Annotated in this window: 25 protein-coding genes, 1 tRNA gene and 1 pseudogene; 13 read left to right on the top strand and 14 right to left on the bottom strand. The window is 65.0% G+C overall.

What is annotated here, in order from left to right; genetic code table 11:
- Window positions 1–61: 61 nt before the first annotated feature.
- The 4 genes from nusG to M2334_RS09550 form a co-directional block, all read right to left on the bottom strand.
- Entirely contained in the window at window positions 62–598 is a 537-nt protein-coding gene (nusG, locus tag M2334_RS09565) for a transcription termination/antitermination protein NusG (protein WP_181559484.1), read from the bottom strand.
- Between the two features lie 44 nt (window positions 599–642).
- The gene (secE, locus tag M2334_RS09560) at window positions 643–849 is read right to left on the bottom strand and encodes a preprotein translocase subunit SecE (protein ID WP_181559485.1); all 207 of its coding nucleotides are present in this window, start codon (window positions 847–849) and stop codon (window positions 643–645) included.
- 144 nt (window positions 850–993) lie between these two features.
- Window positions 994–1,069: transfer RNA gene (locus M2334_RS09555), tRNA-Trp, on the bottom strand.
- A gap of 77 nt (window positions 1,070–1,146) precedes the next feature.
- A complete protein-coding gene (locus M2334_RS09550) occupies window positions 1,147–1,836 on the bottom strand; it encodes an alpha/beta fold hydrolase (protein ID WP_264605293.1) in 690 nt (229 codons plus the stop codon).
- 118 nt (window positions 1,837–1,954) lie between these two features.
- On the opposite strand from M2334_RS09550, the gene aat reads away from it, so the two are divergent.
- Window positions 1,955–2,695, top strand: coding sequence for a leucyl/phenylalanyl-tRNA--protein transferase (gene aat / locus M2334_RS09545; RefSeq protein WP_264605292.1), 741 nt, complete (start codon window positions 1,955–1,957; stop codon window positions 2,693–2,695).
- 35 nt (window positions 2,696–2,730) lie between these two features.
- Here the strand turns inward: aat and M2334_RS09540 are convergent.
- The 4 genes and pseudogenes from M2334_RS09540 to M2334_RS09525 all read right to left on the bottom strand — a co-directional run.
- A pseudogene (locus M2334_RS09540) lies at window positions 2,731–2,901 on the bottom strand (DUF2155 domain-containing protein); the annotation flags it as partial.
- A gap of 236 nt (window positions 2,902–3,137) precedes the next feature.
- A complete protein-coding gene (locus M2334_RS09535; RefSeq protein WP_181559488.1) occupies window positions 3,138–3,533 on the bottom strand; it encodes an NADH:ubiquinone oxidoreductase subunit NDUFA12 in 396 nt (131 codons plus the stop codon).
- A gap of 60 nt (window positions 3,534–3,593) precedes the next feature.
- Window positions 3,594–4,178, bottom strand: coding sequence for a DUF192 domain-containing protein (locus M2334_RS09530; RefSeq protein ID WP_264605291.1), 585 nt, complete (start codon window positions 4,176–4,178; stop codon window positions 3,594–3,596).
- Complete coding sequence (locus M2334_RS09525; protein WP_264605290.1) at window positions 4,175–4,729, bottom strand: regulatory protein RecX; 555 nt, start codon at window positions 4,727–4,729, stop codon at window positions 4,175–4,177. The genes M2334_RS09530 and M2334_RS09525 overlap by 4 nt, the downstream gene beginning before the upstream one ends.
- Window positions 4,730–4,924: 195 nt before the next feature.
- Here M2334_RS09525 and M2334_RS09520 point away from each other — a divergent pair, with 195 nt between their 5' ends.
- Together M2334_RS09520 and M2334_RS09515 are read left to right on the top strand one after the other, a co-directional pair.
- Window positions 4,925–6,646: a fatty acyl-AMP ligase gene (locus M2334_RS09520; RefSeq protein WP_264605289.1), complete on the top strand. Its 1,722-nt coding sequence runs from the start codon at window positions 4,925–4,927 to the stop codon at window positions 6,644–6,646.
- A gap of 202 nt (window positions 6,647–6,848) precedes the next feature.
- Window positions 6,849–9,086 carry a putative bifunctional diguanylate cyclase/phosphodiesterase gene (locus M2334_RS09515; protein ID WP_264605288.1) on the top strand — a complete coding sequence of 746 codons (2,238 nt, stop codon included), beginning with the start codon at window positions 6,849–6,851 and terminating at the stop codon, window positions 9,084–9,086.
- Between the two features lie 10 nt (window positions 9,087–9,096).
- Here M2334_RS09515 and M2334_RS09510 read toward each other — a convergent pair whose 3' ends face one another.
- Complete coding sequence (locus tag M2334_RS09510) at window positions 9,097–9,846, bottom strand: ParA family protein (RefSeq protein ID WP_264594608.1); 750 nt, start codon at window positions 9,844–9,846, stop codon at window positions 9,097–9,099.
- Between the two features lie 153 nt (window positions 9,847–9,999).
- Here M2334_RS09510 and plsY point away from each other — a divergent pair, with 153 nt between their 5' ends.
- The 9 genes from plsY (at window position 10,000) to M2334_RS09465 (ending at window position 19,559) form a co-directional block, all read left to right on the top strand.
- Entirely contained in the window at window positions 10,000–10,614 is a 615-nt protein-coding gene (gene plsY, locus M2334_RS09505) for a glycerol-3-phosphate 1-O-acyltransferase PlsY (RefSeq protein ID WP_264594607.1), read from the top strand.
- Window positions 10,611–11,702, top strand: a complete 1,092-nt coding sequence (gene dprA / locus M2334_RS09500) for a DNA-processing protein DprA (protein ID WP_264594606.1) — start codon at window positions 10,611–10,613, stop codon at window positions 11,700–11,702. Before plsY ends, dprA begins: the two co-directional genes overlap by 4 nt.
- A gap of 1 nt (window position 11,703) precedes the next feature.
- Entirely contained in the window at window positions 11,704–12,084 is a 381-nt protein-coding gene (locus M2334_RS09495; RefSeq protein WP_264594605.1) for a hypothetical protein, read from the top strand.
- Between the two features lie 57 nt (window positions 12,085–12,141).
- Window positions 12,142–12,444, top strand: a complete 303-nt coding sequence (locus tag M2334_RS09490; RefSeq protein WP_264570147.1) for a hypothetical protein — start codon at window positions 12,142–12,144, stop codon at window positions 12,442–12,444.
- 81 nt (window positions 12,445–12,525) lie between these two features.
- Window positions 12,526–13,155, top strand: a complete 630-nt coding sequence (locus M2334_RS09485; RefSeq protein WP_264594604.1) for a DedA family protein — start codon at window positions 12,526–12,528, stop codon at window positions 13,153–13,155.
- Window positions 13,156–13,228: 73 nt separating this feature from the next.
- On the top strand, window positions 13,229–15,814 hold the full coding sequence (topA, locus tag M2334_RS09480) for a type I DNA topoisomerase (RefSeq protein WP_264594603.1): 2,586 nt from the start codon (window positions 13,229–13,231) through the stop codon (window positions 15,812–15,814).
- Window positions 15,815–15,988: 174 nt separating this feature from the next.
- Window positions 15,989–16,894 carry a sulfate adenylyltransferase subunit CysD gene (gene cysD / locus M2334_RS09475; RefSeq protein ID WP_264570150.1) on the top strand — a complete coding sequence of 302 codons (906 nt, stop codon included), beginning with the start codon at window positions 15,989–15,991 and terminating at the stop codon, window positions 16,892–16,894.
- The gene (cysN, locus tag M2334_RS09470; RefSeq protein ID WP_264594602.1) at window positions 16,894–18,828 is read left to right on the top strand and encodes a sulfate adenylyltransferase subunit CysN; all 1,935 of its coding nucleotides are present in this window, start codon (window positions 16,894–16,896) and stop codon (window positions 18,826–18,828) included. Before cysD ends, cysN begins: the two co-directional genes overlap by 1 nt.
- Window positions 18,825–19,559 (top strand): 3'(2'),5'-bisphosphate nucleotidase CysQ, encoded by a 735-nt coding sequence (locus M2334_RS09465; protein ID WP_264594601.1) that lies wholly within the window; start codon window positions 18,825–18,827, stop codon window positions 19,557–19,559. Before cysN ends, M2334_RS09465 begins: the two co-directional genes overlap by 4 nt.
- 9 nt (window positions 19,560–19,568) lie before the next feature.
- Here M2334_RS09465 and M2334_RS09460 read toward each other — a convergent pair whose 3' ends face one another.
- Window positions 19,569–20,063 (bottom strand): nuclear transport factor 2 family protein, encoded by a 495-nt coding sequence (locus M2334_RS09460; RefSeq protein ID WP_181559502.1) that lies wholly within the window; start codon window positions 20,061–20,063, stop codon window positions 19,569–19,571.
- 191 nt (window positions 20,064–20,254) lie between these two features.
- Between M2334_RS09460 and M2334_RS09455 the strand changes: the two genes are divergently transcribed.
- Entirely contained in the window at window positions 20,255–22,828 is a 2,574-nt protein-coding gene (locus tag M2334_RS09455) for a TonB-dependent receptor (protein WP_264605287.1), read from the top strand.
- A 2-nt stretch (window positions 22,829–22,830) separates the two neighbouring features.
- Here M2334_RS09455 and M2334_RS09450 read toward each other — a convergent pair whose 3' ends face one another.
- From M2334_RS09450 to M2334_RS09435, 4 genes are all read right to left on the bottom strand, one after another.
- A complete protein-coding gene (locus tag M2334_RS09450) occupies window positions 22,831–23,424 on the bottom strand; it encodes a GNAT family N-acetyltransferase (protein WP_264594598.1) in 594 nt (197 codons plus the stop codon).
- Complete coding sequence (locus M2334_RS09445; RefSeq protein WP_264594597.1) at window positions 23,421–23,849, bottom strand: ketosteroid isomerase-related protein; 429 nt, start codon at window positions 23,847–23,849, stop codon at window positions 23,421–23,423. Before M2334_RS09445 ends, M2334_RS09450 begins: the two co-directional genes overlap by 4 nt.
- Window positions 23,850–23,945: 96 nt before the next feature.
- Window positions 23,946–24,167, bottom strand: a complete 222-nt coding sequence (locus M2334_RS09440; protein ID WP_264570155.1) for a hypothetical protein — start codon at window positions 24,165–24,167, stop codon at window positions 23,946–23,948.
- Window positions 24,168–24,308: 141 nt separating this feature from the next.
- Window positions 24,309–24,794, bottom strand: a complete 486-nt coding sequence (locus tag M2334_RS09435; RefSeq protein WP_181559507.1) for an RNA pyrophosphohydrolase — start codon at window positions 24,792–24,794, stop codon at window positions 24,309–24,311.
- Between the last annotated feature and the right edge of the window lie 19 nt (window positions 24,795–24,813).

Here is a 24,813-nt window from a genome sequence, read left to right as displayed (position 1 = left end):
GACACAAGAAAAGAGCCGCCGATCAGGGACCGGCGGCTCGAAAAATTGGCTGTCGAAGGCCTTATTTGGAAAGCTCGACTTCCTCGAAGTCCAGTTCCACCGGCGTCGCGCGGCCGAAGATCGAAACCGAGACCTTCACGCGGCTCTTCTCGAAGTCCAGTTCCTCGACGGTGCCGATGAAGCTGGCGAACGGACCGCTCATCACCTTCACGCTGTCGCCGATCTCGTAATCGACATTGACCTTGTGACGCGGCTGGGCGGCGGCTTCCTCGCGCGCGCCGAAGAAGCGGGCGGCTTCCGCCTCGCTGATCGGCTGCGGCTTGCCGGAATTGCCGAGGAAGCCGGTGACCTTGGGGGTGTTCTTGATGAGGTGGTAGATATCATCGTTCATGCTGAGCTTGGCGAGCACATAGCCCGGCATGTTCTTGCGCTCGACCTGAACCTTCTTGCCGCGCTTCACTTCGGTCACGGTCTCGGTCGGCACCTCGACCTGCTCGATGAGCTGGGCCAGACCCATGCGCTCGGCTTCGGACAGGATGGACTCGCGGACCTTGTTCTCGAAGCCCGAATAAGCGTGGATGATGTACCAGCGCGCCATAATTTTATCGTTTCCTCAATTCGTCTTGGTCGGGAGAGCGGCGATCAGCTCTGGCCCGCGGCCAAACCCAGCAGCGTGCGAACGATCCAGCCAAAGAACGTGTCGATGCCAAAGAAGAAAAGTCCGAGCACCGTAGTCAGGATCACCACCATGATCGTGGTCATCACCGTCTCGCGCGAGGTCGGCCAGGTGACTTTGTTCCACTCGGCCTTGACCTGGTTCACGAATTCGATGGGGGAGGTTTTCGCCACGCTCAGCCTGCTCTTTCAGATGAAACCAGAACTCTTCGAAACACAAGAAAGCGGACCGCACCCGGAGCTTTCTCCGGCCGGCCCGCCGCCTGCATTTCGCAACCGTCCTTGCCTCTACGCGCTCGGGCGCCTCGGGGCAAGTTTTGGCAGGGGCGATAGGATTCGAACCTACGACATTCGGTTTTGGAGACCGACGCTCTACCAGCTGAGCTACACCCCTGTGCCGGTGAAGGCGCTGCCCTTAACGCGACCCGAAGGCGGGCGCAAGCGGTCAACGGCGCTTTCCGCAACTTGTCGTCATTCGTCCTTCGCCGCGTCATCGAGGAGGATGCGTGTAGTGCCGGGGAGATCATCGTCCCACATCATGTGGCTGGTGGGGAGTTCGTGGACATCCCAGGCCGGGTCTGCGGTGCAACGCGCGCGGAACAGCGCGAACGAGCCGAGCGGGCTGGCGGACGCAAAGACGTAGGTCCGCCGGGCGACCGCGTCCTCCTCGCCACCAAGCTTGACCGGTTCGAGCAGGGTGAGGAGCGGGTGGCCCGAGACGCGCCCGGCCCGCCCCGGCGGAATCGGGAAGATCGGCTGGACGAGGCCCGGCGACTGCCGCTGATTCTCGATATACATCGCCCGTGTCCCGTCATCGACGATGTCCCAGAGCATTTCGCCATCCTTCGGCAGGAAGGCGTCGAGATAGATGAGGCTGCGGATGCGGCTGCCGCGCAGGGCCGAGACGCCGGTGATGACCATGCCGCCATAGCTATGGCCGACGAGGATGATGTCGCGCAGGCCCTCGCAATCGATGAGGCCGACAACATCGGCGATATGATCGCTGAGCGTAATGCCGCCATGAGCCAGATGAGCACGCTCGCCCAGCCCAGTGAGCGACGGGACGTGTACCTCATGGCCGGCCGACCGCAATTCACGGGCAAGGGGGCCATAACCCCAGCTGCCACCCCAGGCGCCATGAACCAGCACGAAAATTGCCACAGGCTTGCTCCTCTCCAGACTGTGCCGGATCGCTATCGCCTCCTGGTGGCGCCTGCCAGCCCTTTTTGCCCCAAGGGACGGGCGCGACAAAGGTCGGTGGGGATGCTAAAGGCCGGGAATGGCGATCGATTTACCGATCCTGTTGCGCGCTTATGCGGTCGGGCTGTTCCCTATGGCCGACGACCGTGCCGCCAATTCTGTCTTCTGGGTGGAGCCTGAGCGGCGGGCAATCCTGCCACTCGATGGCTTTCACCTCTCCAAATCCCTGCGCAAGACCGTGCGCGCCGACCGGTTCGAGGTCACTGCGGATACCGCGTTCGAGCAGGTCATCGCCCTGTGTGCGCAGAGCGCCACAGATCGCCCGACGACGTGGATCAATCGGGACATTGAGGAAGCCTTTGTGCGCCTGCACCACGGCAAGCTGGCGCACAGCGTGGAAGTGTGGAGCCACGAGGATGGCGAGCGCCATCTCGTCGGCGGGCTCTACGGTCTGGCGCTGGGGCGGGCCTTCTTTGGCGAGAGCATGTTCAGCCGCCGGCGTGATGCCTCAAAGGTGGCGATGGCCTGGCTGGTCGCCCGGCTGCGGGTCGGCGGGTTCACGCTGCTCGATTGCCAGTTCATGACCCCGCACCTTGCCTCTCTAGGCGCGGTGGAGATCGACGCGCAGGCCTATTCGGGATTGCTAGGCGCAGCGCTTTCGGCGGGAGCGGATGGCGTTGCGGGTGCTTCTGCCGCGTTCGATGCGCTCGATTCGTTGCCGGATGCGCCGGCCGACCGTGCGCTGCGATCCGCCACGCGCACCGTATCCGGCCCGGTCTCCGGCCAGCTCATCGCGCAGCTGATCACCCAGACGTCGTAGATCGGGTGTAGCACCACATTACGGTCGGGCCGTTCCTTGAACAGCCAGCCGGAGAAGGTGCGGTGCCATTTATTGTCGCGGCTTTCCAGCACGTCGAGCTGCACGAATGCGCCGGTTTCCTTGTCCATTTCCCACGGCGCGGTGGTTTCGCAGGCGCGCAGGCGGATGATGGCATTGCCCGAGCGCAACGCCACGCCCGGCTTCATCGTGAATTTCTGGGTGATCCCGTTGCGCTTGTTGAGCAGGCCGATCTCCGCGACGCGCTCTGCCATCGGCGTTCCGGGCAAGCCGGTCTCGACCTTCACGGGGCGCTCGTCCTGCGTGCGCTCTTCCGGCACGACCGCGACATTGCGGGCTGCCTCGGGGTCTCCGCAGGCCGTCAGCGGTCCAATGATGCCGAGCGCGAGCAACCATCGGCCCGGCCGCGCGGACCGGAGAATCATCACGTATTCGGCGTCCAGGCTTCGTAATCGCCCGTGGCCATCTGGCGGCGACCGCCGGCAGCGATGGCGCCGGAAGGCAGATGGGCCTGCGGCGTGCCCGTCTGGTTGGGCGTGAATTCGGTTTCCCAGATGCGGGGCGGCGGCAAATGGCTCTCGGGCGTGCCGTCGATGCTGTGATGCAGCCAGCCATGCCATTCTGCCGGCACGCGGCTGGCATCATTAGCGCCCTTGTAGATCACCCAGCGGCGCGTGAGGCCGTTGGGGTCGGTGCCGCCTTCATAATAGACATTGCCCTGATGGTCCTCGCCCACTTTCGTGCCTTTGCGCGAAGTGAACAGCGAGGTGCCGATGGTGGCGCCGTCCCACCAGGTGAAGATCTTGCCGAGCAGTCCCATGGCCAGAGCGCTTAGCCGCACTCACGGGGGATTGGCAACGTGGAATCGAATGAAGTGCGCTCAGCGCTGCGACGAGGGGCAGAAGCGATCCGCTCGCCACACGGGCGCGCGACCGGCACCGGCGCCTGCATCCGTGGCGCAATCGCCCCATTCGATCCGGTCACCCTTGGCGATGCCGAGCGCCTCTGCACGTCCCTGCCGGATTTCCAGCACCGCCGTCACCGGCTCATTGGCCGCGATCGGGCGCAGGCTGTTCGGCTCGCCCTGCAGGATGTCGGCAATCGTGCCGTCGGTGCGGATGAATAACAGGTCCAACGGGACGCGCGTGTCCTTCATCCAGAAGGATGCCATGTTGGGATAGGCGAACGGAAAGATCATGCCGGCATCGTCGGCCAGCGTCTCGCGGCCCATCAGGCCGTGCTGCTGGGCCTCCTTGTCCACCGCCAGTTCCGCGACGAAGCGATGGGTCTGGCCGCTGGACGTGTGAATGCGAACTTCGGTGCTGCCAGCGGGCAGGGCCGCGCTATTGGCAACCGCTGAGGTGTTAGCGCTGTCCTCCGGCGCCGCATGGCAGGCGGCCAGCGCGAGCGCTGTCGCCAGCGCGCCGATGTTCAGACCACGCCCGATCCGCCGCCTCTTCGTCATTCCCAATCCTCTGTTGACAGGGTCTCTGGTCGCTCGGGCAACTCGCCCGGCGCGCTTTCGATCCAGTTGCGGGCGGTCTGCATGCTGTGGCCTGCTCGCAAAAAGGTCGCGATCTGCTTTTCCCGCAGCGGCCGGTCGGCCTGCTCGGCCGCGAACGGCCCGATTCGCTTGCGGCGGGCGAGGCGCTCGGCCGCATCCCATTGCGCGGCAGCGTCGGGCGCGGCGTGCTCGGATGTCGTCTCGTCGATCCCGTCATGCCGCAGCGTCTGCGCGATGCGGCGTTGCCCGAGGCCCCGCCGCTGCATCGCCCCGGATTTCATCTCGGCATAGGCTCGGTCGTCCACATAGCCGAGATCGACCAGCTTTTGCGTGATCCGCTCGGTCGGGGGCGGGGAATCGCCGGCCCAGCCACGCTCGCGCAGCTTGCGCGTAAGATAGGCGGCGAGTCGGCCCCGGCTGGTGGCGAAGCGCCCGACATAGTGGAGAGCCAGCGCCTCAAGGCTCGCTTCGACAAGCGGTTTTGGCGGTGATTTTTGCGGGCGCGGCGTCATGCGCCATTTTTGTGCCACACTCCCTGTCTTAAAGTAAACGCGCCTAACTCGCGCAAGAACGGGGTAGGGCCAGGCATAGAATGCGGCTTTTCGGTTCAGACAAGCGCAAGCCAGCCAGGCGTAGACGCAAGAGAACAGCCGCCATGCCTTGACTTAAGGGGATGATATCTGGCGGAAAAAGAAGGGTCATTTAAGATGCAGCCAACACCGACGGAAGATCGGCTTGAGCGGCGCTTTGCCGATTTCGATACTTTGGGTGCCGCGCTTGATTATGCGGCGCAGGGTGTTCGTGGAGTTAACTTTCACGATGCCCGCGGCAATCTTGCGCGTCCTTATCCCTTTTCGGAAATGCGCGACGATGCACTGGCCTGCGCCTATCGGTTGATTACGCGGGGTGTTCAGCCCCAGCAGCGGATCGCCCTGATTGCCGAGACTGGCCCCGAGTTCGCCCAGTTGTTCTTCGGCATCGTCTATGCCGGTGCCTGGCCTGTGCCGCTGCCCTTGCCGACCAGCTTCGGCGGCAAGGAAAGCTATATCGACCAGCTTTGCGTCCAGCTCGACAGCTGCGACCCGATCATGCTGCTCTTCCCCGCCGAGCTGAGCGAGATGGCCGGCGAGGCCGCGCGCCGCAAGGGCGTGGAACCGCTCAGTTTCGATGACTTTCTCGCGGCACCCCCCGTTGCAGCCTGTGCGCTGCCGCAGGCGGGTCCGGATGACATCTGCTATCTGCAATATTCTAGCGGATCGACACGGTTTCCGCATGGCGTGGCGGTGACCCACAAGGCACTGCTCAGCAATCTCGCGGCCCATAGCCACGGCATGGAGCTGATCGCGAGTGACCGCTGCATCAGCTGGCTGCCCTGGTATCATGACATGGGTCTGGTCGGCTGCTTCCTGTCGGTCGTCGCCAATCAGGTCTCAACCGATTACCTCAAGACCGAGGATTTCGCGCGCCGCCCGCTGGCGTGGCTGGATATGATCTCGCGCCATCAGGGCACCGCGATCAGCTATTCGCCTACGTTCGGTTACGATATCTGCGCCCGTCGCATGTCCAGCCAGACGCGGGCATCCGAGCGCTTCGACCTGTCGCGCTGGCGATTGGCCGGTAACGGCGCGGACATGATCCGCCCGGATGTGATGCAGCAGTTCGTTGATGCCTTTGCGGAAGCCGGCTTCTCGCCCAAGGCCTTCCTACCAAGCTATGGCCTGGCTGAAGCGACGCTGGCCGTGACCATCATGCCGCCGGGTGAAGGCATCATGGTGGAGCTGGTCGAGGAAACCGAACTGTCCGGCGGTCATGCCGTGGAGGATCGCCCGCAGCGCTTCCGCGCGATCGTCAATTGCGGCAAGCCCGTGATGGGCATGACTGTCGAAATCCGCGACGAATTCGGCGGCCCGCTGGCCGAGCGGACCATCGGCAAGGTGTGGACGACCGGTCCCTCGCTCATGGTCGGCTATTTCCGCGATCAGGAATCGACCGATGCCTGCATGGCCGATGGCTGGCTGGACACCGGCGACATGGGCTATCTCTCGGATGGCTATCTGTACATCGTCGGCCGCGCCAAGGACATGATCATCATCAACGGCAAGAATCACTGGCCGCAGGATATCGAGTGGGCGGTAGAGCAGCTTCCGGGCTTCAAGCAGGGGGACATTGCCGCCTTCGCCATCACCACCGCTGGAGGCGAGGAAGCACCCGCCGTCCTCGTGCATTGCCGCGTCTCCGACAATGTCGAGCGCGCACGGCTGCGGGAAGAGATTCGCGAGCGCGTCCGTTCGATCACCGGCATGAACTGCGTGGTTGAACTGGTACCGCCGCGCTCGCTGCCGCGCACCAGCTCGGGCAAACTCAGCCGCTCGAAGGCGCGGACCCTGTATTTGACCGGGGAAATCGTGCCCTATGACATCGCGGCCTGATCGGGGCGGTTGACGCGGTAAAAGACTGCGAGCGCTTGCTTACGGGTTGATAACCTGCGCGCGATATGACCGCGCCGTGACCAAGCGTTCAACCGTCCCAGACCAGCGCGCAGCGCCCGCCACGGAAGTCGTTTCGCTCGGCTTGTTGTGCGGATTCCGCCCGCTTCCCGGGGCGCAGGGGCGCCTTGTATGCGGGAGCCAGATGCGCTCCGCAGACCGGATGCTGGGGCTCTTCACCACGATCACGGCCATCTCTGCCATGCTCGTGGGCGCGCGGTTTTACAACCATATCAATATCTGGATGTTCGTTGTCTGGATGTTGGTGCTCGGTATTTCACAAGCGCAGTTGCTGCGGTTACGCCGGGTCAATGTGGCGTCGGATTATGCCGATGCGACGCGGGCCGCATTGTTGCGACATGGCGCGATCTGCTGGCTGCAGGGCGCCATATGGGTCGCCGCAATGGTGCTCTTCACCGGTGAGGCCAGGCCGGAAGAAGTGGTCACATTCTGGACCATCGCCTGCTGCCTGATGGCGTCGGTGGCCATTTCGTTCCAGTCGACTCCCTTGTCCGCCAGTGGCTTCATCCTCTCGATCGGCACGGGCACCGTCTGGATGATGCTCCGCCATGCCGATCCCTTTCTGGCGGGCGTAGTGGCGATCTATGCTCTGCTCGCTTTGGCGACAAGCCTCTGGCAGGCGCACCAGTTCGGCGTGCAGGTCTCGACCAGCAAGGCGCTGGCCGAAAAGCGGGAGGTCGTCAGTCTCCTGCTGCGCGAGCATGATCGCGACGGGGCCGATGTGCTGTGGCAGACCGACCCCGCCCGGCGTCTGACCGGGGTTTCCCCGGCCTTTGCGCGGATGCTCGGCAAGACGGTGGAAGAGGTGGACGGCCAGTCCATCCTTCAGGTGCTGGCGGGATCGACCTGGACGAATGGGGACTTCGACCCGGCCCTTCATGTGCTGGCGGAGAAGCTCAAGGACCGCGTGTCCTTTTCCGACCTGTGCCTGTCCGGCACAGTCGATGGTGCGCGACGCTGGTGGTCATTGTCCGCATCTCCCCGGCTGGATGAGGCCGGCAATTTCCTGGGCTTTCGCGGGGTCGGCTCAGACATCACGGTGCAGAAGGAGACGAACGAGCGCATTTCGCAGCTTGCCCGGCTGGATACGCTCACCAATCTTCCCAACCGCCTCAATCTGGGCGAGGAACTGGCTAAATCCGTCGAAGACACGCAGACGTGGCAGACGCGGTGTGCCTTCATGATGATCGATCTCGATCGGTTCAAATCGGTGAACGACACGTTGGGTCACCACGTCGGCGACCAGCTTCTGGCCCAAGTTGCCGAACGTTTGCGCGGCGTCTGCTCGCTCAACGAAGTTTGCGGACGGCTCGGCGGCGATGAGTTCGCGGTGGTCGTCCGTGAGGTGGCCGACCCCATCTATGTCGACCGGCTGGCGAGCGCGATCATCGAGGTCGTGTCCAGACCCTATGTGCTCGATGGGCAGACGCTGTTCATCGGCGCCAGCATCGGCTCGGCCATGGCACCGCAGGACGGCACGGATGCGGATATGCTGATGCGCAGCGCCGATCTGGCCATGTATCGCGCCAAGGAGGCCGGGCGCGGCAAGCATCTGCGCTTTACGGCATCGATGCACGCCGATGCAGAGGAGCGTCGCAATCTCGAACTGGCGTTGCGCAACGCAATCGAGGCCGGCGAATTTCACTTGGTCTACCAGCCCATCGTCAACGCGCGGTCCCGCCATGTCATCGGCTTCGAAGCGCTCTGCCGGTGGACGCACCCCCAGCTTGGTCCGATTCCGCCCAGCCGCTTCATTCCTATCGCCGAAGATACAAGGCTCATCTCCCGCCTCGGGGCTTGGGTGCTGGAGACGGCGTGCAAGACAGCCTGTCACTGGCCCGACGCGGTGAGCCTCTCGGTCAATGTGTCGGCCCAGCAACTATGCGATCCCGAGATCGTCCCACAGATCAGCGCAGCTCTGGCGCAGTCCGGGCTTCCCGCCAGCCGGTTGGAGCTGGAGGTGACCGAGAGCGTATTCATGCAGGAGGAGACGGGCGCGTCGCAGGCGCTCGATCGGTTGGCGAAAATGGGCATCCGGCTTTCGCTGGACGATTTCGGGACGGGCTACTCGTCGCTCGGCTACCTTTCCCGTGCACGGTTCGACACCATCAAGGTCGATCAAAGCTTCATTCACGGCGCCGCTCGCGGCCAGCGTGAGAGCCTCGCCATCATCAACGCGGTGGTGGCCATGGCCACCAGCCTTGGGCTGGAGACCACCGCCGAGGGTGTAGAAACCGAAGGGGAATATGACATCATCCGGGCGCTGGGATGCTCGAAGATTCAGGGCTATTATTTCGGCCGGCCCATGTCGCGAGACGAGAGCATCGGCCTGTTCGGGCGCTCGGCGACGCAGGTCGCCTAATCCTTTCGCCTCACCCTTTGGCGAGACGGCGCTCGATGGCTTGCCAGATCGTCGCAAATTGCTCGGCCGGCTGGCTCTGGGCGGCATAAGTGGCGAGCGGCGCACGCCGGAAGCCCATCTGCTCGACAAGGCTGGAGTAGCTGACGATCGGCCAGTCTGGATGGGCTTCGAGCGCCTCGGCATGGAGCTTGCGCCGCCGGTCCACCATCGAGAACACCGGCAGGATCGGGGGATGCCATCCGCCGCGCCGGATCAGGATGCTGGCCAGATCATCGAGCGATTTGCGGGCGAGCGGTGAGGGGATCACCGGCGCCACGACAAGATCTGCGCCCCGCAGCACCTGCTCGGCTGTCTCGGTGAGCCCGGGCGGGCAATCCAGGATGACGCGGTCATAACGCGGCGCGAGGCCCGAGAGGAGCTTCGCCAACCGGCGCTTTTTACCCAGATCGAAGAGCAGCCGCTCCAGACCGTGAAGGGACATGTCTGCGGCCAAGAGATCGAGGCCGGGGATGGCGGTGGGTTGGCAGATGTCTTCCGGTTCCAGCTGCCGCGCGAAGACCGCTCGGGCGGCGTCGCGCGTTTCTGTTTGCGCGGCCAGGAGCCAGGTCGCTGCGCCCTGCGGGTCGAGATCCCACAGCAACGTTCGCCGCGCAGAGAGGCTTGCCGAGGCCCATGCCAGATTAACGGCAAAGGTGGATTTGCCGACGCCTCCCTTGAGGCTGAACACCGCGATTGTCTTCATCTCGGGTTGCGCTGCCATGATCCTGTGATGGATCGATGACAGAAATGTTGCAAATTAAAGTCATGCGATGGGCCCGTCCGCGCCACCCGCCGGGCACCCGCACGCGATCCCTGCTTGCAAGATCGCCCGCTGCTGCGCAAAGGTCACCGGCGAAACAGGAGCAGAATTCCCATGCAATGGCAGTTGCCGGCCCTTGTCGCGCTTGTCGGCTATCTTCTGGGGTCCATCCCCTTCGGCATCATCCTTACGCGGCTGGCTGGGGCAGGGGACCTGCGCGCGATCGGCTCCGGCAATATCGGCGCGACCAATGTGCTGCGCACCGGGCGCAAGGGCCTCGCGGCTGCGACGCTCCTGCTGGATGGCGCGAAAGGCGCCGTCGCGGCGATGGTCGGCGCATGGCTGATGCCGGTCGGTGATATGGCCCTCAGCGGCGCCACTATTGGCGGCGTCATGGCCTTTGTGGGGCATTGCTATCCGGTCTGGCTGAGTTTTCGCGGCGGCAAGGGCGTGGCGACGATGCTGGGCGTATGTCTTGCACTGTCCTGGATCGCCGGACTGGTCTTTGCGGCGGTCTGGCTGGCCGCGCTTGCCCTGTTTCGGATCAGTTCGGTGGGCGGCATGAGCGCGGCCATCAGCGCGCCGGTGGCAGCGTTGCTGATTGGCCGGCCCGATCTGGCGGCGCCCATCGCCGGCATGGCGCTCGTGGTGCTGTGGCGGCATCGGTTGAACATCGCGCGCCTGCTGCGCGGGGAAGAACCGCGCGTGGGAAGCTCCCGCGCCGCATGACGACGCTCAACGCAGATCGGTACGATCGCCTGCGGCTCATCCGGACGCCGAATATCGGCCCGGTCGCCTATCGGCAACTGCTAGCCCGCTTCGGCACGGCGGGACGCGCTCTGGAGGCGCTGCCCGATCTCGCCTCGCGCGGCGGAAACCGGCGCTTCAAGCCCTGTGATCGCCACAGCGTCGATGCCGAAATCGCGCAGGTCGAGCGGCTGGGCGCGCATTATCTGTTTCTGGGCGAGGCGGATTACCCGGCTCTGCTCGGCCAGGCCGAAGGTGCCCCGCCGGTGCTCATCGCCCGGGGCAACGTGGGGCTGGGCGTTGAGCGCTGTGTCGCCATCGTCGGTGCGCGCAATGCCTCCGCCGCAGCCTGCCGATTTGCGCGAGAACTGGCCCATGCCCTGCAAGAGGCCGGCATCGTCGTGGTCTCCGGTCTCGCGCGCGGCATCGACACCGCCGCGCATCAGGGGGCCGGGATCGCGCGGACCGTTGCGGTGATCGGGTCCGGCATCGACGTCAATTTCCCGGCGGAAAATGCCGATCTGCAGGAGCGGGTTGCGCGCGAGGGCTTGCTGCTCACCGAACTGCCGCCCGGCGCTGAGCCGCTTGCCCGCCACTTTCCCGCCCGCAACCGGATCATCGCCTGGATGAGCCTGGGTACGGTGGTGGTGGAGGCTGCGCCGCGCTCGGGCTCGCTGCTGACTGCGCGGCTGGCGGGCGAGGAGGGGCGGGAGGTGATGGCCGTGCCCGGCTTTCCGGCCGATCCGCGCGCCCATGGCTGTAATGCCCTCATTCGCGACGGCGCCACGCTGGTGCAAAGCGCGCAGGATGTCGTGGAGGCGATCGCGTCGCTCGATCCGCGCGCGCTGCGCTCGGGGCAGCGCGACTTCCTGTCGCAGCCGCCATCTGACGATCTGGGGGAGGCGGAACGGCAGCGCGTGACGGGCTTGCTCAGCCTCAGCCCGGTGGCGGTTGACGAACTGATCCGGCAGAGCGGCTTAGCACCGGCGAGCGTGCAGACGGCGCTGCTGGAGCTTGAGATTGCCGGTCGTCTGCAGCGCCATGCCGGGGGACGGGTGAGCTTTGCCTGAGGTGGCATCGCCTGACACGCCGCCCGCCTGGCAGGGGCGAGGACTGCCCGGCGCGATGATGCGCCGGCTGCTATCCTTGTTGCTCCTTGCGCTCATCGCGGTGCAGGCATGGCCCGACGGTGCCGCGACATTCCAGCCGCGCAACGGCTCGGCTTTCAGCGCTTCGACGGTGGAAGTTGCGCTGGTCCCGCCGGGGCGGAGCGAGTTTACCAAGGCGGAGTTGCATCAGGCGCTGCCGCCGCTCCCCTATGCGCCCGATGTCGTGGCGGCAGGGCACACAGAGGCTTTCCCCCAATTCTTGCCGCGGCTGGACCGCACTGACCCAACCCACGATCAGGCGGCGCGCCGCAATCGAGGCCCACGCCCACCTCCCTCTGTCTGAAGCTCGGTAATCGCGCCTTCTCGGCGCCCTATCTCACCCGAACTTCGGACAATTATCATGAAACAACTGACGACCCCCGACTCCGGGGCTGTCGCTGCGCAGGCGCGCATCGACGCCTTGATCGCCGCATATCCTGACCTGAACGAGGACGATTTGCGCCGCCTTCTCCACTGGTATCGCAAGGAGGCCTCCTCCTATGATGTCGCGATGCTGTCCGCTCGCGATGACCTGCGGCCCGGCTATGAGCGCTTCTACAAGGATCATATCGAGCGGATTTCGCCCTTCGGCTATACGGCGATATCGATAATTGTTCTGCTCTGCGCCATCGGCGTTTATGCGATCATCAACTATTTGCGCTGATGGGTGTTGAGGCAGGGCGGGTCTGCGTGTTGCAGATCCGCCCGTCTCCTAACGCTAACGCGCGCTGGACTGGAGTTTTCAATGCAGGATTGGGTGTTTGATATCGTGGAGAGCACCGGCCTGTTCGGCGTGTTCCTGCTCATGCTTCTGGAGACCGTGTTCCCCCCAATCCCATCGGAAGTGATCATGCCGGTCGCGGGCGTGCTCGCCGCGCGGGGTGGCATGGGGCTGGGCGGCGTGATCCTGGCCGGTACTGCGGGCGCGATGGCCGGCAATCTGTTCTGGTATGCGCTGGCGCGGATGATCGGCCTGCATCGCTTCCGCCCGCTCATCGAGCGATATGGCCGCTGGCTGACGCTCGACTGGCCAGAGGTGGAGCGCGCGCAGGGCCTGTTTCGGCGCTTCGGCGGGCCGATCGTGATGATCGGCCGGGTCCTCCCGACCATTCGCTCGGTCATTTCCATTCCCGCCGGCGTTCTGCGGATGCGGCTGATCCGCTTTTTTGTGTGGTCGGCGGTCGGCACTGCGGCATGGAGCTCCGGCCTGGCGATTGCCGGTTGGGTGCTCGGGCGGCGATTCAGCAATATCGAGCAGTTCCTCGGGCCGCTGTCGACGGGCATCATCCTGTTGATCGTGCTGATCTATATCTGGCGGCAGGCGACGTGGCACCGCCGGCATGTGGCAGCCGACAAGCCCGATGTCGGCGAGTAAGCATTTCGCTTGACGTTGCGGCCGAGCCGTTTCCAGACTCGCGCGTACACGTAAGGATCGTTAGCGGAACTCTATGCAACTCGTCATCGTCGAATCACCGGCCAAGGCCAAGACCATCGAAAAATATCTGGGAGGCGACTTCCGGGTGTTGGCGTCCTACGGCCATGTTCGAGATTTGCCTGCCAAGGATGGCTCGGTCGATCCGGACGATGGTTTCTCGATGGCCTGGGAAAATTACGGCGACAAGGCCCGTCAGCTCAAGGCGATTACCGACGAGGCCAAGAAGGCCGACCGTCTGATCCTCGCGACTGACCCTGATCGCGAGGGGGAGGCGATCAGCTGGCATGTGCAGGAGGTGCTGCGCAATAAGAAGGCGCTGCCCAAGCTGGTCGATCGCGTGACGTTCAATGCCATCACCAAGGCCGCCGTGACGGAGGCGATGAAGGCGCCGCGCGCCCTCGATGAAGATTTGATCGATGCCTATCGCGCCCGCCGCGCGCTGGATTATCTGGTCGGCTTCACGCTCTCGCCGGTGCTGTGGCGCAAGCTGCCCGGCGCCAAGTCCGCCGGGCGCGTTCAATCGGTTGCGTTGCGCATCATCGTCGAGCGTGAGCGCGAGATCGAGGCGTTCACGCCGCAGGAATATTGGTCGGTCACCGCCGATCTGGAGCAGGCCGGGCAGAGCTTCGAGGCGCGGCTGGTGCGCTGGCGTGGCGACAAGATCGACCGGCTGACCATCGGCAAGGAAGGCGATGCCAAGGCTGCCAAGGCTGATGTGGAGGCCGGCCGCTTCACCGTCTCCTCTGTCGAGACCAAGCCGGCCACCCGCAATCCGCCGCCGCCCTTCACCACCTCGACGCTGCAGCAGGAGGCCGCGCGCAAGCTCGGTCTTTCAGCCAACGAAACCATGCGCGTCGCCCAACAGCTCTACGAAGATGGCGCGATCACCTATATGCGGACCGACGGCGTGCAGATGGATGGCAGCGCCATTTCCGCCGCGCGCAAGGCCATCGCGGACCGCTATGACGGTGGCTATCTGCCGGACAAGCCGCGCATGTACCAGACCAAGGCCAAGAACGCGCAGGAAGCGCACGAGGCGATCCGCCCAACCGAGTTCACGCGCGAGAGCGTGGGTTCGGGCGTTCATGCCAAGCTGTACGATCTGATCTTCAAGCGCGCGCTGGCGAGCCAGATGGCCTCGGCGCGGCTGGAGCGCACGGCGGTCGAGTTCACCGACGGCACCGGACAGCACGCGCTGCGGGCGACCGGGCAGGTCGTGCTGTTCCCCGGCTTCCTGGCCCTGTATGAGGAAGGTCGCGACGACGTGGCCGATGAGGACAGCAAGCTGCTGCCCGCGATGTCCGCAGGTGACCAACCGGCCAAGCGCGATGTGCGCGCGGAGCAGCACTTCACCCAGCCGCCGCCGCGCTACAGCGAGGCGAGCCTCGTCAAGCGGCTGGAGGAACTGGGCATCGGGCGCCCGTCCACCTACGCCTCGACGATCCAGACACTCAAGGATCGCGATTATGTCCGTGTCGAGAAGAACCGGTTCTTCGCTGAAGAGAGCGGGCGGCTGCTGACGGCCTTCCTCGAGCGCTTCTTCGAGCGCTACGTGGCCTATGAGTTCACTGCCGGCCTTGAAGATGAGCTGGACGAGATTTCCGGCGGCCGCGCCCAGTGGCAGGCGGTGCTGGAAGCCTTCTGGCGCGACTTCAAGCCCAAGACGGTCGAGATCATGGATCGCAAGCCGTCCGAGATCACCGCGGAGCTGGACGAATTTCTCGCGCCGATGCTCTTCCCGGACAGGGCCGACGGCAGCGATCCGCGAGCCTGTCCGCTGTGCGCGGACGGGCGCCTGTCGCTACGCGGCGGGCGCTTCGGCGCATTCATCGCCTGCTCCAATTATCCCGAGTGCAAGTTCACCCGCAAATTCGGCCAGCCTGGGGGCAGTGGCGAGGCGGATACCGGGCCCGAGGAGCTTGGCAAGCATCCCGAGACCGGGGAGCCTATCCTGCGCAAGTCGGGTCGCTTCGGGCCTTATGTCGAAATGGGCAATGGTAAGGAGGCCAAGCGCGCCTCGATCCCCAAGGATCTGCCGGATGGCGAACTGACGCTCGACTGGGCGGTCAAGCTGCTCTCGCTGCCGCGCACGATCGGCGACCATCCCGAAACCGGCAAGCCGATCGTGGCCAGCCTCGGGCGCTATGGCCCCTATCTAGCGCATGAGGGCAAATATGCCCGGCTGGGCTCTACCGTGGAGATTTTCGAGACGGGCATGAATGCCGCCGTCGCGAAGCTAGCCGATGCCGCCAATCGCGGCGGCCCCCGCAAGGCCGCCGAGCCGCTCAAGGTTTTAGGCGCCCATCCCCGCACCGAGGCCGAGATCAAGCTGATGGAAGGCCGCTATGGCCCCTATGTCACCGATGGCACCACCAATGCGACTCTGCCCAAGAGCGTGGCGCCGGACGCGCTGACGCTGGAGGAAGCGGCTCAGCTTATCGATGCGCGCGCGGCCGCCGCGCCGGCCAAGAAGAAGGGCAAGAAGGCACCGGCCAAGAAGAAGGCCGCGACCGCCAAGGCGCCTGCCAAAAAGGCCGCCGCCAAGAAGCCTGCCGCGAAGAAAGCGCCGGCAAAGAAGAAGGCGGCAGAAGAGGCTTAAGGGCCCGCTTCTCACGGGGCAGTCGCAAACTCAGGCGCGACTGCCCAAGCCAAACTGTGGCGGATCGTAGGAAAAGCTTGCTGCACCGCCTCTGGTGCTGGGCTAGCAGCGTGGCCAGATTAATCGGCCACGATTAATCGACATGCCACCGGCCCATCCAGTCCAGGACTTTCCATGACCCGTACGCTCACGCATCTCGAACGCCTCGAAGCCGAGAGCATCCACATCATGCGTGAGGTGGCGGCCGAGGCGGAAAAGCCGGTGATGCTCTACTCGGTGGGCAAGGACAGCGCGGTGATGCTGCATCTGGCGCGCAAGGCCTTCTATCCCTCACCGCCGCCCTTTCCGCTGCTCCATGTCGATACGACATGGAAGTTCAAGGCGATGTACGAGCTGCGCAACCGCATGGCGGAAGAAAGCGGGATGGAACTGCTCGTCTACCAGAATCCCGAGGCCAAGGAGCGGGGCATCAACCCGTTCGATCATGGCCCGCTCCACACGGACATGTGGAAGACCGAGGGTCTCAAGCAGGCGCTCAATCTCTACGGCTTCGACGTCGCCTTCGGCGGCGCGCGCCGCGATGAGGAGAAGAGCCGCGCCAAGGAGCGCATCTTCTCCTTCCGCACCGCAAGCCATGGCTGGGACCCCAAGAACCAGCGGCCCGAGCTGTGGAACCTCTACAATGCGAAGAAGGCCAAGGGCGAGAGCATCCGTGTCTTCCCGATCAGCAACTGGACTGAGCTGGACATCTGGCAATATATCCAGCTCAATCGCATCCCCATCGTGCCGCTCTACTTCGCGCAGCCGCGCCCGACGGTGGAGCGCGACGGGATGCTGCTGATGGTCGATGACGAGCGCTTCCCGCTGCGCCCCGGCGAGGAGCCGGTGATGCGTTCGATCCGCTTTCGCACGCTGGGCTGCTATCCGCTCACCGGCGCGGTCGAAAGCGAGGCGAGCACGCTGTCCGAGGTTATTCAGGAAATGCTGCTCACCACCACCAGCGAGCGGCAGGGGCGCATCATCGACAAGGATGGTGGTGCCGCCAGCATGGAGAAGAAGAAGCAGGAGGGCTATTTCTGATGGCCGACGCCACCCTCGAGACGCCGGTCTACCAGACCGATGCCCTCATCGCGCAGGATATCGATGCCTATCTGGAGCAGCATCAGCACAAGTCGCTACTGCGCTTCATCACCTGTGGCAGCGTGGACGACGGCAAGTCGACCCTGATCGGGCGGCTGCTCTACGACAGCAAGATGATCTTCGAGGATCAGCTTGCCGCGCTGGAGGCCGACAGCAAGCGCGTCGGCACGCAGGGGCAGGAGATCGACTTCGCGCTGCTGGTGGATGGTCTCGCCGCCGAGCGCGAGCAGGGCATCACCATCGATGTCGCCTACCGCTTCTTCACGACGGAAAAGCGCAAGTTCATCGTCGCCGACACGCCGGGCCATGAGCAATATACCCGCAACATGGTGACGGGTGCTTCCACGGCCGACCTCGCCGTGATCCTCATCGACGCGCGCAAGGGCGTGCTGACCCAGACGCGGCGGCATAGCTATCTCGCGCAGCTTGTCGGCATCCGCCACATCGTGCTTGCCGTGAACAAAATGGATCTGGTCGGTTACGACCGCGCCCTGTTCGACAAGATCGTCGCGGATTATGGTGCTTTCGCCAAGGAAATCGGCATCGAGCAGTTCGTGCCCATGCCGATCTCCGGCTTCAAGGGCGACAACATCACGACCCTCTCGGCCAACACGCCCTGGTATCAGGGGCCGACGCTGGTCGATTATCTGGAAACGGTCGAGGTTGATAACAGCGCCGATCAGGCCCGTCCGTTCCGCATGCCGGTGCAATGGGTCAATCGGCCGAACCTGGATTTCCGCGGTTTCTCGGGCCTGGTCGCCAGCGGCGCGATCAAGCCGGGTGATGCCATCCGCGTGCTCCCCTCGGGCAAGACCAGCACGGTCACGCGCATCGTGACGCTGGATAGCGATCTGGACGAAGCCGTTGCCGGCCAGTCGGTCACGCTCTGCCTTGCCGATGAGGTCGACTGCTCGCGTGGCGATGTGATCGCGTCCGCCGAAAACCCGCCGCAGGCGGCCGATCAGTTCGAATCCACCGTCGTGTGGATGTCCGACGATGCCCTGATTCCCGGCCGGGCCTATTGGCTCAAGATCGGCACGCAGACTGTCTCCGCGACGGTCCAGCCGCCCAAATATGTCGTCAACGTCAACACCATGGAGCATCTCGCAGCCAAGACGCTGGAGCTGAATGCCATCGGCGTCGCCGAGCTGACGACCGACAAGGCCATCGTGTTCGAGCCTTATGCCGAGAACCGCACGCTGGGCGGCTTCATCCTCATCGACAAGATCACCAATTCCACCGTTGCGGCCGGCATGCTGAACTTCTCGCTGCGGCGGGCGCAGAATGTTCACTGGCAGGCGATGGATGTCAGCCGTGAAGCTCATGCGGCGCAGAAGGGCCAGCAGCCTGCAGTGCTTTGGTTCACCGGCCTGTCCGGCTCCGGCAAGTCGACCATCGCCAACATCGTCGAGAAGAAGCTGTTCGCGCTGGGCCGCCACAGCTTCCTGCTCGACGGCGACAATGTCCGCCATGGCCTGAACAAGGATCTGGGCTTTACCGAGGCCGACCGGATCGAGAATATCCGCCGCGTCGGCGAGGTGACCAAGCTGATGGCAGATGCCGGGCTGATCGTGATCACCGCCTTCATCTCACCCTTCCGTGCCGAGCGGGACATGGTCCGCGCGATGTTGCCGGCGGGCGAGTTCATCGAGGTGTTCGTCGACACCCCGCTGGCCGAGGCGGAGCGCCGGGACGTCAAGGGCCTCTACAAGAAGGCCCGCGCCGGGGAGCTCAAGAACTTCACCGGGATCGACAGCCCCTATGAGGCGCCCGAGAAGCCGGAAATCCGCATCGATACCCAAGCCCTCACGCCCGAGCAGGCGGCGGACCTCATCGTGGAGCGTATCGTGGGCGTGTGGAGCCCGGATCTGTGACGGACGCAGAGCTGGCCGCGCACCTCGCGGAGGAAGCGGGCCGGCGGCTGCTCGCCTTGCGGGATGAAGCGCGCTTCGACGGAAAGGCGCTGGGCAATGAGGGCGATGCCCTCGCCAATGCCTATCTGTGCGAGGCGCTCGGACGCGAGAGACCCGACGACGGCCTGCTCTCCGAAGAGAGCCGCGACACAAAGGATCGGCTCGCCAAGTCCCGCGTCTGGATCGTCGATCCGGTCGATGGCACGCGCGAATATGGCGAGGCGCGAGCGGACTGGGCGGTCCATGTCGCGCTCGCCGTGGATGGCGTGGCCACCCTTGGCGCCGTCGCCCTGCCGGACATGGGGCTGGTGATGCGCTCGGACCGGCCGATTGCCGTGCCGCCGGCACCTGCGACGCCCCGCATGGTCGTCAGCCGCACTCGCCCGGCGCCCGAGGCGCTGTCGGTCGCGCAGGCGCTGGGTGCCGAACTGGTCCCGATGGGCTCGGCCGGCGCCAAGGCGATGGCGGTCGTGCGCGGCGCGGCGGATATCTACCTGCACAGCGGCGGCCAATATGAGTGGGACAGTTGCGCACCCGTCGCCGTCGCGCTGGCTCATGGTTTGCATTGCTCGCGCATCGACGGCACGCCGCTGCGCTACAATCAGGCCGATGTCTACATGCCCGATTTGCTGATCTGCCGCCCCGACTATGCCGACCGGGTGCTGGACCTGGTCGGCGCGAAGGCGGGGTGACGGGCGGGCTTACCGCTTGATGATCAGCGATTCCGGGCGCTTGCGGGGCACCCATTCGCCCTTGCCGGGGAAGTTCTTCAGCACTTCGCCATCCCAAAGGCGCACGGTGCGGCGATGGAACAGCCAGCCCCCGTCCGCGCCCTTCACGGCATGGTCGTCATACCAGCCGGCAAAGCGCAGCAGATAGGGCGGCTCGCCCTCGCATTCGGTCACGAAGGCGAAGGAGCGCATCTTCACCGATCCGTCCGGCTGCGGCATGAACTGCGTCTGGGTGACATGATGCTGCCGGCCCGGAAAGCCCGGCGCATTGCGATAATGCTCGGCAATGCCGCGAATGCCCTCATGGCCTTCCCAGATGTCTGGATCCTCGAAGACCTCCTCCACCATGCGCGCATCGGGGGTGAAGCAGGCGACCAGCCCATCGACATCGCCGGTATCCAGCGCCCAGCTATAATTGGCGATAAGATCCTGCAGGCCGAGCCTGTCTTCGATCGGCAAAGTCATTGCGCGCCTCTCCTCTTATGTGTGCCATCCCCGCCACGGACGGGGTGACATTTTAGTACAAATTGCAGGATTGAAGGCGGCGGCGGCATTTTGCAATGCGGTCTTGGCGGACAGGCCAGAAATGAACCCGTTTCGCTGTTTGCCATCCCCATCCGGTCGAGCCTCGGCTCTCCCTCGTTCTGAAGGTTTCTATGCCAGCCAAACGACGCACTGCCGCCGCTCTGTTCCTGGCGACCTCTTCCTTTCCCCTGATCCCAGCAATGGGCCAGGCGCAGGAAGCGGATACCCATCTCGATGAGGGCGTGGGGACGGATATCGAGGAGATCGTGGTCAGCGGTCAGCGCGAGCGGGGCGCGGTCATCGGCAATGCCACCCCTGAGTTGCAGCTGCGCCCAGCGGACATCCGGGCCCTGGGCGTCAGCACGATCAGCGACCTGCTGACCGAACTCGGTCCTGAGCTGCAGAGCGCGAGCGGAAAGCCGCCGGTGACATTGCTCGAAGGGCACCGCATTTCCGGCTTCCGCGAGATCGCCCGCCTCCCGGCCGAGGCCATCGCGCGGATCGACATCCTGCCGGAAGAGGTTGGGCTTCGCTATGGTTACGGCGCCGACCAGAAGGTAATGAACATCGTCCTGCGCCAGCGCTTCCGCGCGGTCACGGCCGAGGTCGATGGCCGGGTGCCGACCGCTGGCGATGGCGCTTCGCTGGAGCTGCAGGGCGGGCTCTTCCTGATCCGCAACAGCCAGCGGGTGAACATCAGCGCCGAGCATGAGAGCGTCGATCCGATTCTGGAGAGCGATCGCGGGCTGGACCGTGCAGAGAGCCCGGCGCGCAGTCTGCAGGCCGCGCAGGAGACGCTGACGCTCAATGCCAGCTATAGCCGCCCTTTGGGCGAACGCACCAAGGCGACGTTGAGCGGCGAGCTGGTAACCAATCGGCGGGACAGCCTCGTTGGCCTTACCCTGCCGGGCGTGACGATTCCCGCCGGAACGCCTTATGCGCGGGGCGCCGACGATCTGCTCTTCTACCCGCAACTGGCGGGCGCCAGCGCTCTGGGGCGCGCCTCCAAGAGCCAGACGGGCACGGTCGGCCTCACCGTCAATGCCGAGCGCAGCACGGGGCAATGGACGCTGACCGCCAATTATGCGCGCGCCGAGAGCCGCGTCATCACCGGCCGCCCGTTCGATCTGTCAGATTATGCCGACGCGCTGGCGGCCGGCGATCCGGCGGCCGACCCTAGCCTGCCGATCGATGCCGCCTTTCTCAACGCGCGCGCTGCGGACCTCACACGCAGCACCTCGGATACGGCGGACATCACCTTCATCCATAACCGGCCGCTGTTCAGGCTGCCGGCCGGTGAGGTCATGGCCACGATGAAGCTGGGCGGCGCGCTCACGCGGATCGAGAATATGCGCGAGCGCGATCTGGTCCCTTCGGTTCGCGACCTTGGGCGGGACAGCGCGACCGGGTCGCTCACCGTGGACATCCCCCTCGTGCCCGCCTCCTCGGGCATCGGGCGCATGTCCGCCAACGCTACGCTCGGGCTCGATCATTATTCGGATGCCGGCACGTTGCGGAACTTCGGGCTGGGTCTCAACTGGTCGCCGCTTGGCTTCCTGTCCCTCTCGGCCGGTTACAGCGATGAAGACTCCGCCGCGACGGTGGCTCAGATCGGCGACGCGCAGACCTTTACGCCCTTCGTACCGATCTTCGATTTCGCGCGCGGCGAATCCGTGCTGGTGACAACAATCACCGGCGGCAATCCCGATCTCGACAAGGCGCGGGTGAAGACGTTCCGGCTCGGGGCGGACATCTCGGTTCTGCGCGAGCCGCGCCTGCGGTTCGACATATCCTACAATCACCGCGCGACCGAGGGTGGCGTGTCGGCCTTTCCGGGCGTGACGGCGGACACCATCGGCGCTTTCCCGGAGCGGTTCCTGCGCGATGAAAGCGGCCGCCTCACGCAGGTAGACCTGCGCCCGATCAACATCGCCGAGCAGACGCGGGAAGTGCTCCGCTGGGGTTTCAGCTTCAGCAAACGCCTTGCCACCCCGCAGAGCCAGATCGATGCCATGCGGGCTGCGTTCCAGCGGCGGCAGGCCGAGCGGGCCGCGCGCGGGGAAACGGGCGGTGCGGATCGGCCGGGCAGGGGCGGACAGGCCGGAGCCCAGACGCCACCCGGCGCGGATGGACCCCCTCCGGGCGATGCACCCGGCCCCCGGCCGGGCGGCTTTGGTCCCGGTGGTCCCGGTGGACGGGGCGGTGCAGGCGGTGGCGGCGGCGGACGCGTCGACTTCTCCATCCATCACGAGTGGGCGCTGACCAACACCACGCAATTGGCCCCGAGCCTGCCCGTGCTCGATCTGCTAGATGGCGATACGCTGGGCGACACCAGCGGGCCGTCGCGGCATCTGATCGAGCTGCGCACCGGCGTTTCGCAGAGCGGCTATGGTCTGCGGCTGACCGGCAGCTGGCGCAGCCCCTCGCGCGTTAATGGCACGGCAGGGCTGCCGGCCAGCCAGCTGCGCTTCGGTGCGCTGGCCAAGGTGGACGTGCGGGCGTTCGTGAACTTCAATCAGATGCCCGGCCTGATCGAGAAAGCCTCGTTCCTGCGCGGCGCGCGGCTCCAGCTTGGGGTCGATAACGTCTTCGATGCGCGCCAGCGCGTCACGGATGGCAATGGCGCAGTGCCCTTCGCCTATCAGCCTGCCTTCATCGATCCTCTGGGCCGCACCGTCCGGTTGAGCTTCCGCAAGCTGTTCTAGGGTTACAGGTCGCGGGACCAGAACTGCATCGGGTGGCTGGTCTCGTCCGTCTGGTCGATGTCCTTCCAGCGATATTCCGCCATGATGCGCTCCAGCAGCTGATAGCCCCGCTTGCGCCAGAATGGGCCAAGGTCGCGGGCCTCAGCGGGGCGGAGCGGATGATCGGCAGGGCGAATGACGCCGCAAAAGCAGGTCGCCGTCGCGCCGGCCTCGCGTGCGGCGGCTTCGCGCGCATCGAAAAAGGCGTGGCCAAGGCCGTGGCCACGATAGGCATCGAGCAGCACGGACTCGCCGAAGTAGAAGAGCCGATCCACCTCGATGCCCTGCGCGCGGAATGGCGCCTGCAGCGGTTCGTCCTGCCCGCTCATGGGCGAGGCGGTGGCTGCGCCGATGATGGCGCTGCCATCCCGTGCGATGACCAACGCCGCATCGGCGCCGTCGAGAAACGCGCTCAGATAGCGCTGCTCGTAATCGACCGAGCCGTCATAGAGATAGGGCCATTCACGAAAGACGGTGATGCGCAGGCGGGCGAGATCGTCGATGGCGGCATGGCGCGCCTCGCGGTCCCGCAGCGTCTCGACGGTCAGGTTGCTCACGCTGGCGCGTCTTCCCGGCTGACCTGCGCGATCCAGTCGGCAAGATTGTAGTACACCGTGACACGGCGGATCAGCTCGTCCCGCACCTCGAAGAAGGCCGCGGCCGGCAGCACATAGCTTTGGCCATGCGCGGGAGGCAGGCCGGCCTCGCCGACGAGATATTCGCCATGGACGATGAATTCCGCCGCGGCGCGACTGCCGTCCTCATTCACCATCAGCGCGATGTCGGCGAGGCGCTCGCGATAGGCGCGGTCCATCCGGCCCAGAAAGGCGCGGAAGGCGTCCTTGCCGGATTCCCGTTCGCCCTGATTGATATCATGCACCACATCGTCGGCGAGGCAGGCCAGCATGGTCTCGGCATCGCCGACATTGAAGGCGTCATAATATCGCGCGAGGAGGGCGCGGGTCTGGCTTGCTGAGGTCATCGCAGGTCTTTCCTGATCCATGGGAGGCGGATCGCAAACCTATTCACGGTTCAACAATCGAGCGCAAGACATGGCCGAACTGGGTGCGCCTTGGCGTCAGTGGCAGTAGGTCTGCTTGAGGGTCACCCCATCGATCATCAGGCCGCCCACGATCATCACCGCGCCGCAGCAGCTGGCGTAGAGCAGATAGCCCGGAAAGCCGGGATAGATCTCAAGATAATGGGCCCCCCGCGCGGTCGCGCCCATCGCGACGCCGAAGATCGCGAGATAGGCCTCGAACTTGGTGCGAATGGTGAAGAGGCGGGCGATCTTGCGCATCTCTGGTCCTGTGCATCGCGAGTCCGAAGGGCGAGATGCAAAGGTAAGGATCGCGTTAACCATGCGCAATCGCAGGCGGCGGGCGCGTGCTGCAGTTGTTTCAGGATGGGACGGTGCCGGCGTGCCTGCCGGCCCCGATTTTTAGAGCAGGTGCGCAAATTCCTGCACGACGGCGCGATAGACCGGGCGCTTGAACGGCACGATCAGATCCACCAGCCGGTCGGACGTGACCCACTGCCACGCCATGAACTCCTGATGCTCGGTGGCAATGTCGATATCGCTGTCCTCGCCCTTGAAGCGTAGCAGGAACCAGCGTTGCGTCTGGCCGCGATATTTGCCGCCCCACAGCCGGCCCATCAGCTCTTCGGGCAGATCGTAAAGATGCTCTTCGGTCGAGCGGGCGATGATGTCGACGAGATCGGCCGCAATGCCGGTTTCCTCGCCCAGTTCGCGCAGCAGTGCCTGCTCTGCCGTCTCGCCCTTGTCGATGCCGCCCTGCGGCATCTGCCAGGCGTCGCCTTCCTTGGAATCGAGTCGCTGACCTACGAACACCTCGCCCTGACGGTTGGCCAGCATGATGCCGACGCAGGGGCGATAGGGGAGAGAGGCGGGGTCGATCTTGGTCATGACGAGGTCGCGATTTCAT

The sequence above is a fragment of the Sphingobium sp. B11D3D genome, assembly GCF_025961755.1.
GTDB lineage: Bacteria > Pseudomonadota > Alphaproteobacteria > Sphingomonadales > Sphingomonadaceae > Sphingobium.
The sequence above is the reverse complement of the archived record's forward strand: the minus strand, read 5'-3'. Positions and strand labels throughout refer to the sequence as shown.

Bases quoted from the DNA above. Each gene is read 5' to 3' on its own strand.
- M2334_RS09525 (WP_264605290.1), bottom strand. From the start codon at position 4,729: ATGACGCCGCGCCCGCAAAAATCACCGCCAAAACCGCTTGTCGAAGCG.
- aat (WP_264605292.1), top strand. From the start codon at position 1,955: ATGGCGATCGATTTACCGATCCTGTTGCGCGCTTATGCGGTCGGGCTG.
- M2334_RS09485 (WP_264594604.1), top strand. From the start codon at position 12,526: ATGCAGGATTGGGTGTTTGATATCGTGGAGAGCACCGGCCTGTTCGGC.
- cysN (WP_264594602.1), top strand. From the start codon at position 16,894: ATGGCCGACGCCACCCTCGAGACGCCGGTCTACCAGACCGATGCCCTC.
- M2334_RS09490 (WP_264570147.1), top strand. From the start codon at position 12,142: ATGAAACAACTGACGACCCCCGACTCCGGGGCTGTCGCTGCGCAGGCG.
- M2334_RS09460 (WP_181559502.1), bottom strand. From the start codon at position 20,063: ATGACTTTGCCGATCGAAGACAGGCTCGGCCTGCAGGATCTTATCGCC.
- plsY (WP_264594607.1), top strand. From the start codon at position 10,000: ATGCAATGGCAGTTGCCGGCCCTTGTCGCGCTTGTCGGCTATCTTCTG.
- M2334_RS09515 (WP_264605288.1), top strand. From the start codon at position 6,849: ATGCGCTCCGCAGACCGGATGCTGGGGCTCTTCACCACGATCACGGCC.
- M2334_RS09530 (WP_264605291.1), bottom strand. From the start codon at position 4,178: ATGACGAAGAGGCGGCGGATCGGGCGTGGTCTGAACATCGGCGCGCTG.
- dprA (WP_264594606.1), top strand. From the start codon at position 10,611: ATGACGACGCTCAACGCAGATCGGTACGATCGCCTGCGGCTCATCCGG.
- M2334_RS09535 (WP_181559488.1), bottom strand. From the start codon at position 3,533: ATGGGACTGCTCGGCAAGATCTTCACCTGGTGGGACGGCGCCACCATC.
- M2334_RS09520 (WP_264605289.1), top strand. From the start codon at position 4,925: ATGCAGCCAACACCGACGGAAGATCGGCTTGAGCGGCGCTTTGCCGAT.
- M2334_RS09435 (WP_181559507.1), bottom strand. From the start codon at position 24,794: ATGACCAAGATCGACCCCGCCTCTCTCCCCTATCGCCCCTGCGTCGGC.
- M2334_RS09440 (WP_264570155.1), bottom strand. From the start codon at position 24,167: ATGCGCAAGATCGCCCGCCTCTTCACCATTCGCACCAAGTTCGAGGCC.
- nusG (WP_181559484.1), bottom strand. From the start codon at position 598: ATGGCGCGCTGGTACATCATCCACGCTTATTCGGGCTTCGAGAACAAG.
- cysD (WP_264570150.1), top strand. From the start codon at position 15,989: ATGACCCGTACGCTCACGCATCTCGAACGCCTCGAAGCCGAGAGCATC.
- M2334_RS09445 (WP_264594597.1), bottom strand. From the start codon at position 23,849: ATGACCTCAGCAAGCCAGACCCGCGCCCTCCTCGCGCGATATTATGAC.
- topA (WP_264594603.1), top strand. From the start codon at position 13,229: ATGCAACTCGTCATCGTCGAATCACCGGCCAAGGCCAAGACCATCGAA.
- M2334_RS09510 (WP_264594608.1), bottom strand. From the start codon at position 9,846: ATGGCAGCGCAACCCGAGATGAAGACAATCGCGGTGTTCAGCCTCAAG.
- M2334_RS09455 (WP_264605287.1), top strand. From the start codon at position 20,255: ATGCCAGCCAAACGACGCACTGCCGCCGCTCTGTTCCTGGCGACCTCT.